The 8,090-nt window shown below is 71.7% G+C and carries 5 protein-coding genes; 4 read left to right on the top strand and 1 reads right to left on the bottom strand.

The genetic code is table 11. The annotated features are described in order from the left end of the window. Positions 1–458: 458 nt before the first annotated feature. Positions 459–1,883: a peptidoglycan recognition protein family protein gene (locus AC061S_RS18035; RefSeq protein WP_478686963.1), complete on the bottom strand. Its 1,425-nt coding sequence runs from the start codon at positions 1,881–1,883 to the stop codon at positions 459–461. Between the two features lie 150 nt (positions 1,884–2,033). Between AC061S_RS18035 and AC061S_RS18030 the strand changes: the two genes are divergently transcribed. The 4 genes from AC061S_RS18030 (at position 2,034) to AC061S_RS18015 (ending at position 8,010) form a co-directional block, all read left to right on the top strand. Further along, complete coding sequence (locus AC061S_RS18030) at positions 2,034–2,783, top strand: TIGR03089 family protein (protein WP_478686962.1); 750 nt, start codon at positions 2,034–2,036, stop codon at positions 2,781–2,783. Between the two features lie 179 nt (positions 2,784–2,962). Further along, positions 2,963–4,249, top strand: coding sequence for an LCP family protein (locus tag AC061S_RS18025; RefSeq protein ID WP_478686961.1), 1,287 nt, complete (start codon positions 2,963–2,965; stop codon positions 4,247–4,249). 222 nt (positions 4,250–4,471) lie between these two features. Further along, positions 4,472–6,205: an LCP family protein gene (locus tag AC061S_RS18020; protein WP_478686960.1), complete on the top strand. Its 1,734-nt coding sequence runs from the start codon at positions 4,472–4,474 to the stop codon at positions 6,203–6,205. 101 nt (positions 6,206–6,306) lie between these two features. Beyond that, on the top strand, positions 6,307–8,010 hold the full coding sequence (locus AC061S_RS18015; protein WP_478686959.1) for an LCP family protein: 1,704 nt from the start codon (positions 6,307–6,309) through the stop codon (positions 8,008–8,010). Positions 8,011–8,090 lie beyond the last annotated feature (80 nt).

Raw genomic sequence — 8,090 nt, 5'->3', positions numbered from 1 at the left:
GGACCCCTCTGGGGCTCCGCCCCAGACCCCGCGCCTCAAACGCCGGCGGGGCTGGATTTTGGCCGGCGCCGGATCGCACGTGTGCGCAGCACAGCGTGTCAGCACAGCGTGTGCTGGATTGCCCGGAGGCAACTCCAGCCATCCCCAGCCCCGCCGGCGATTGAGGCGCGGGGGCCCGGGGGCTGGCCCCCGGCAACGGCGCCGCACACGGCAACGGGTCCGGGGCAAAGCCCCGGGGAACGGGCGAAGGGCGGGTAGGGGACCTCGCCCCCGCAGGGCCCAACCACCCGCACACGCCCACCGGCCCCGCCCCAGGCGCCAGTGGCTGCAACGCCGCCAGGCCACCGCCGGACGGAGTCCGGCGCAGCGACGCGAAGCCGGTAAGGCCCGCCAGGGCCGCACCGCGCGAGCGGCGCATCGAAAAGGTGAGCGGCGCGTCAAGGAGGGGCCATGGCCCTTCAGGGGCGGCCCTGGAGTTTGGCCGAGGCGGTTCGGGTGGGGGGGAGTTCGGTGTAGAGGCGGCGGCCGGGGCATTCGGTGGCGAAGCCGTCGCGGTGGCCCGAGATGACGTTCAGGCGGACGTTGCTGCCCTTCGCGTAGAGGTTGCCGCCGCCCGAGCGGAGGGTGGTCTTCGCGCGGGGGTCCGCTCCGAAGAGCCCCAGTTTCCAGGCCGTGAGGCGGGCCACCGCGTCGACCGCCGGCTTGGGGGGAGATGTGGAGGCGAAGGTGCCGATGACCGCGACGCCCATGCTGTCCGTGTTGAAACCCATGGTGTGCGCGCCGAGCACCGCCTTGGCGACTCCGCCCGCCCGGCCCTCGTAGACGGTGCCGCACTTGTCGACGGCGAAGTTGTAGCCGATGTCCCGCCAGCCGCTGCTGACCACGTGGTAGCGGTACAGGCTGCGCAGGACCGCCGGGGCGTCCTTGCAGGCGTAGTTGTTGCCCGAGGCGGTGTGGTGGACGAAGGCGGCCTTGACCGTCTTCGTGTAGACGAAGCCCTTCTCGCGCAGGCTCTCGTCCGCGCCCCATCCCATCCGGGTGACGATCTTCGGGCGCGGGCCGATGTACGGGGCGGCCGCGAGCGCCTCGTCGGCGAGGACCGCGTCGGCGGTGGAGTCGGCCTTGTTGAGGGCGGGGATCTCCTGGGCGCCCAGGGGTGCCATCGGGACGTTGGCGGAGGAGGACTCCGCCATCTCCATCGTCATGCCGGGGAGGAGGGCCAGCTCCCCCTTGTCGTCGTCGTCGATGGGCGTGGAGGTGCCGGGGCCGGTTTCCTCGTGGGCGTTCTTGGCGTCCGACTGGGGACGGGACGAGTCGCCCGGGTCCACCAGTTCGATGCGCATGCCCGTCGGGAGCCCGCTGCTCACCACGCGGCCGCCCGGTTCCGCCTGGACGCGGACCTCGATGCCGTCGGACTGGCCGACCCACAGGGGGGCGGTGCTGCCGCGGACCCGGCCGGAGCCGCGTTCCGCGGTGTCGGGGTCGGCGGCGTGTTCGCCGTTGTGGGTGTCGACGTCCTGCCATTCGGACCAGGCGGAGGTATCCACGGAGCGGGCGCGGACCTGGACGCGGCCGTCGAGCTGGGTGCTCGCGTCGTCCCAGACGACGCCGACCAGCGAGAAGGTCTTGACCTCGCGCGCCGACAGGCCCCGGGTCTCGGGCAGCCGGGGCGCGGTGCTCATGCCGGGGACCCCGGGGGTGCGGTCCGCCGCGGGTCCCACGGGGACGAGCGGCAGGGACTGGGTGGATCCGGCGGGGGCCGCGGGGGCTGCCGAGCCCGTGACCGCTGCCGGGTGTGCGAGGGCCGTGGAGGGGAGCGCGAGCGGCAGGGCCAGTGCGGCAGCCGTCGCGACGCCGATGGAGGAAGCAAGGAATGCACGCATGGAAAGGATGCTGGGGACTGACGGGGGCGGGCGCCATCCGAGAACTGACGTGCCGTCCGGGCCGGGCGCCGATACCCCTCCTCCGTACGGGGGATCGTGCTGCGGCCGTACGGAGGAGCGGCGCGGGCCGCCCCGCGTAGGCTCTGGTCCGTGAACGCCACTGACCGCACCCCTGCCGACCTGCTGCGATCCGCGCTCGCCGCCGATCCCGGCCGCCCGCTCGTCACCTTCTACGACGACGCCACGGGCGAGCGCGTCGAATTGTCCGTCGCCACCTTCGCCAATTGGGTGGCCAAGACCGCCAATCTCCTCCAGGGCGACCTGGGCGCCGAGCCCGGCGACCGGCTCGCCCTGCTGCTCCCCGCGCACTGGCAGAGCGCCGTGTGGCTGCTCGCCTGCGCCTCGGTCGGGGTCGTGGTGGAGGTGGGCGGGGATCCGGGCGGCGCCGATCTGGTGGTGAGCGGGCCGGACACGCTGGAGGAGGCCGCCGCGTGCTCCGGCGAGCGGGTGGCGCTCGCGCTGCGGCCGCTGGGCGGGCGCTTCCCGCAGCCGCCGGCCGGGTTCGCCGACTACGCCGTGGAGGTGCCGGGGCAGGGCGACCGCTTCGCCCCCTTCCAGCCCGTGGACGCGGACGGCCCGGGCCTGGTGGTCGGCGGCGAGGAGCTCTCGTACGCGCGGATCTGCGAGCGGGCCCGCGAGGACGCGGTGAAGCTCGGCTTCGGCGAGGGGGCCCGGGTGCTGTCCCGGCAGGGCTACGACACCTGGGAGGGGCTCTCGGCCGGGCTCTACGCGGCCCTGGCCACGGGCGGCTCCGTGGTGCTGTGCCGCAACGCCGAGGGGCTGGCGGACGGGGCGCTGGCCCAGCGGATCGAGAGCGAGCGGGTCACCCACACGGCCTGACCCGGCCCGACCCCGGCGTCACCCACACCGCCCAATGCCGGATCTGGGCGATTTGTCACCCACATGGCCCTATACACGGTCGTGCCCCCGGGCCGCATCGAACACCCGGGGGCAGGATCGGCACAGGCCGTACTCACCCGTACGGCCCGTACCGGTTCGGGTGAGGGGACGGAACGCGAGTGACGGACAGCGCGGGCATACCGGGCGGCACCGATGCGGCCGGAGGCGAGAAGCCTCCGAACGGCCGCAGGCGGCGCCGCCTGCTGCGCTGGATCGGGCTCGGGACCGGCCTGCTGGCCGTCGTCGGGGCGGGCACGGGCTGGTGGATCTACTCCAAGCTCGACGGGAACATCGCCGAGGACACCTCCGCCGCCGCCGAGCTGCGGCGGTACGACAAGGAGCGCCCGGCCCACCTGGCGGGCGGCGCCCAGAACATCCTGCTGATCGGCTCGGACTCCCGCACCGGCGCGGGCAACGCCCCGTACGGGCAGGACGAGGGCACGCAGCGCTCGGACACCACGATCCTGCTGCACCTGCCGGCGGACCGGAAGAGTGCGACGGCGGTGTCGATACCGCGGGATCTGATGACGGAGATACCCGCGTGCCTGAAGCTGGACGGAAACCGCACCAGGGAGCAGTTGGCCCAGTTCAACTGGGCCTTCGAGTGGGGCGGGACCGCCTGCACGATCCGTACGGTCGAGGCGATGACCGGGATCCGGGTCGATCACCACATGGTGCTGGACTTCAGCGGCTTCAAGAAGATGGTGGACGCCATCGGCGGGGTGGAGGTCTGCCTGAAACGGCCGGTGGACGACACCGAGGCCAAGCTGAAGCTGCCGGCGGGCCGGCAGACCTTGCAGGGAGAGGAGGCGCTGGGCTTCGTACGGGCCCGCTACAGCCTGGGCAACGGCAGTGACACCGAGCGGATGGAGCGCCAGCAGCTCTTCCTCGGGTCGCTCGTGAAGAAGGTGCAGAGCAACGGGGTGCTGCTCAATCCGGCGCGGCTGTACCCGCTGCTGGACGCGGCGACCTCCTCGGTGACCACCGACCCGGGGCTGGCCTCGCTGCGCGGGCTCTACGAACTCGTCCGGGGCGTACGCGACATCCCGACCGACCAGATCAAGTTCCTCACGGTGCCGCGCCGGCCGTACGCCGCGGACGCCAACCGGGACGAGCTGCGCCAGCCGGACGCGACCCAGCTCTTCCAGCGGCTGCGGGCGGACCAGCCGCTCACCATCGCCCCGCCCGCGGCCAAGGCCACGCCCGCTCCGGTCTCCCGGCCCGCGGACGGGGACGGGGACGGGGACCGGGAGGAGGCTTCGGCCGACCACAAGGCGGACGGCACCGAGGACGGCACCGAGGACGGGGCCACGAGCGGCACCGGGGACGCCCCGGGAACCGCGGAGCCCTCCACTCCCGTCCCCACGTTCACCGGCACCACGGCCGGTGTGGCCGACTGCCGGTAAAGCAATCCCAAAAGCCGGTGCCCGGGCCGAGCTTGTTGGGGCGATTGCCCCGTTGTAAGTGCGTGGAATTCATCACCAGCATGGTTTGCGGCGAACCTGTCCGGATAAGGTGAGCGATCCGGCGCCCGGCCAGTACAGAGGCCGTGTGCCAGCAGCCGGATCGTTGACCGTGCGCCTGGGGGAGGCGCGTCGCGAAGCACCGACGGAGGATTCGAGCAAACCGTGGATGCGCAAAGCCGTGGCCGGGCCGACGAGATCGACCCCGCAGACCAGTGGGTACTCAACCCCCGCACCGGCAACTACGAGCTGCGACTGGAAGATTCCGCTGCGCAAGCGCCGTCGCAGCGGTCCGTCCCCCTCGCGGCACCCCGCAGAGCCCCCGTTCCTCCCCGCTCCCCCGCGGCCCCGTCCCCCGCGGTCCCCGGACCGCGCCGCGGTGACGGCCCTCCCCCCGGCGGCCGACGCGGCGGGCGTTCGCGCAAGGTCGGCGGCGGGGGCCGCAAGCGGGCCCTGACGATCACCGGCGGGACCCTGGCGGTGCTGCTGATCGGCGGCTCGGTGGCGGGATACCTCTATTACCAGCACCTGAACGGCAACATCGTGGTCACCGACGTCGGCGACGCGGGCACGAGCGGCGGGTTCAGGAAGGACCAGGCGATCAACATCCTGGTCATCGGCACGGACAAGCGCAGCGGCGCGGGCAACGAGGGGTACGGGGACGCCGGCAGCGTCGGCCACGCCGATACGACGATCCTCTTCCACGTGTCGAAGGACCGCTCCAACGCCACGGCGCTGTCCATCCCGCGCGACCTGATCACCAACGTGCCGGTCTGCCCCACGAAGCAGCCGGACGGCTCGACGAAGGACATCCCCGCCGAGCGCGGGGCCCGCTTCAACAACAGCCTCGGGCAGTCGGGCCGCGACCCGGGCTGCACGATGCGCACGGTCAAGGAGCTCACCGGGATCCAGGTCGACCACTTCATGATGGCCGACTTCAACGCGGTGAAGAACCTGAGCACGGCGGTCGGCGGGGTGCCGGTCTGCGTGGCCAAGGACGTCAACGACAAGGACTCCAAGCTCAAGCTGACGGCGGGCGAGCACCGGCTGCAGGGCGAGCAGGCGCTGGCCTTCGTACGGACCCGGCACGCCTTCGGCAACGAGAGCGATCTCGACCGCATCAAGACCCAGCAGCAGTTCCTCGGTTCGATGATGCGCGAGATGAAGTCCAAGGAAACACTGACGAGTCCGAAGAAGTTCCTCTCCCTCGCGGAAGCCGCCACGAAGTCGCTGAGTGTGGATTCGGGGATAGGCTCGATCGGAAAACTCACCGATCTCGCCGGCGAGTTGAAGAACATCGACCTCAAGAACATCACCTTCACCACACTTCCGGTGCTCGACAACCCGGCGGAGAAGGTCAAGGCCACCGTGGTGGTCAACCAGGCGCAGGCCGAACCCCTGTTGCAGATGATCCGGGGGGACGTCTCCCTCACCGAGGTCGAGAAGAAGGAACAGGCCGCGAAGGACGCGGCGGCGGCCGACGCGAAGGCAAAGCTGGACGCCCTCCTACAGGGCACCCGTGCGGCGGCCAAGGACGTCCGGGTGGACGTCTACAACGGCGGCGGCCCCGCCGGATCCGCGTCCGGCACGCTGAACTGGCTGCAGAACACCCAGGGCGTGCCCAAGTCCAGCAACCTGGGCAACGCGCCCGCCAAGGTGGATGCCACGCAGCTGGAGTACGCGCCCAACCAGGCCGATCAGGCCCGGGCGTTGGCGGACATGATGGGGCTTCCGGCGACGGCGCTGAAGATGGGCACGGCCGACGCCGCGCCCAAGACCCCGATGAAGCTGACGCTCGGCGCGGACTTCAAGGGGGCCGGGGTCTCCATGACGGCGCCTCAGCAGGCACCCGAAGGCGTCCAGCGCGTCGAGGCGGACAAGTCCGTCTGCGCCAAGTGACCGACAAGGGGGCCGTCCGGCTCTCCGCGGTCACGAAATGACGTGCCGGATCACGTCGGACCGGCACAATACCGACACAGAGTGATCGTTATGGGGGACGCGTGAGGCACAGCAGCGTGCAAGGGGAGGGGGCGCCGGGCCGGGCCGGCAACGGCATATCCGGCCCCGGCACCCGTCCGGCGGCCAACGGCGTCGTACCCCCGCCGAGATCCGGCTCCGGCCACCGCCGCGGTGGCGGCAAGCGCCCGACCCGGCGGGGGCGCCGCCGGGTACTGCGCTGGACGGCCTGCATCGTGGCGCTGCTCATACTCGGGACGGCGGCGGCCGGTTACCTCTACTACCGCCACCTCGACGGCAACATCCGCAGCGGCCAGCGCCTGAGCGGCGACAGCGGTGTGGCCAGGGGCGAGGCCGACGCCGCGGGACGGCGCCCGATCAACATCCTGATGCTCGGCTCCGACGTCCGCGACGAGGAGAACGCGAAACTCGGCGGGGGCTGGGACAACATCGGCGACCCCGCGCGGGCCGACGTGCAGATGCTGATCCACGTATCGGCCGACCGGAAGAACGCCTCGGTGACCTCCGTTCCGCGCGACACCATCGTGGACATACCGGAGTGCACGGACCCCGAGAAGGGCGAGAAGTACAAGGCCACCAAGACGACGATCGACCAGAGCTTCGCGCGCGGGGGTCCCGGCTGCACCCTGGCAACCTGGGAGAAGCTGACCAAGGTCTACATCGACCACTGGATGACGATCGACTTCGCCGGTGTCGTGAGCATGGCCGACGCGATCGGCGGCGTCGACGTCTGCGTCAACCAGAACGTCTTCGACCAGTCGGAGCCGGGGTCGGGCACGGGCGGTTCCGGCCTCAAGCTGAAGGCGGGCACCACCAGGGTCCAGGGCGAGCAGGCGCTCCAGTGGCTGCGCACCCGGCACGCCTTCGGCAGTGACATGGCCCGGGCCAAGGCGCAGCACATGTACATGAACTCGATGATGCGCGGTCTCAAGAGCCAGAACGCCTTCACCGACCTCCCCCGCCTCACGGGCCTGGCGGAGGCGGCGACGAAGTCGCTGAAGGTGTCGGAGGAGATCGGGTCGGTCAAGAAGCTCCTCGACCTCGGTCTGCTGCTCAAGGACGTGCCGGTCAACCGCATCACGACGGCCACGATCCCGGTGCTGCAAGCCCCCAGCGACAAGAACCGGCTGGTCGTCAACCCCACGGACGCCGAGAAGGTGTGGGAGCTGCTCCGCAAGGACGTCGCCATGGACAAGAACGGCGACCCGGCGCCGGCCGAGAGCGGCGGGCCGGGTGCGAGCGGATCGACCGCATCGCCCTCGGCTCCCGTCGCGTCCTCCGAGCCGGCCCCGCAGCAGTCCTCCGCGCCGCCGGTCTCCAGCCCGGCGAAGATCGCCGTACAGGTGGTCAACGGCACGGGTGTCGGGGCGCCGCCGGTGGGCAAGCGGGCCACGGCCATCGCGGGCCAGCTGGTCTCCAAGGGGTTCGCGCTGGCCAAGGCGGACGGCGCGCTCACCCCGGAGAAGGCGACGGTCGTCCGCTACGCCACCGACGCCCAGGCCGCCGACGCGCAGAGCGTGGCCGCCGCCCTGGGAATCCCGGGCACCTCCGTGCAGAAGTCGGCCGCGGCATCCAAGATCACGGTCCTGGTGGGCGCGGACTGGCGCGAGGGCACCGTCTACCCGCAGCAGGCGCCGCCCGAGGCCGGCTCGGTCCCGGAGACGGCCGACGTGCTCAACGGCACGGACACCAGCTGCATGGACGTGTACGGGCCGTACCGCTGGTGAGCTGACACGCTGGAACAACGAAAGGGGTGACCCGGTCCGACGAGGACCGGGTCACCCCTTTTCGTGTGTACGTGTGCGTG

Source organism: Streptomyces sp. CA189, from assembly GCF_056428985.1.
This window is presented reverse-complemented; position numbering and strand designations above follow the sequence as displayed.

What these genes read in the sequence shown, in the direction of transcription:
- AC061S_RS18035 (WP_478686963.1), bottom strand. Translation starts at nt 1,883, where the DNA reads ATGCGTGCATTCCTTGCTTCCTCCATCGGCGTCGCGACGGCTGCCGCA.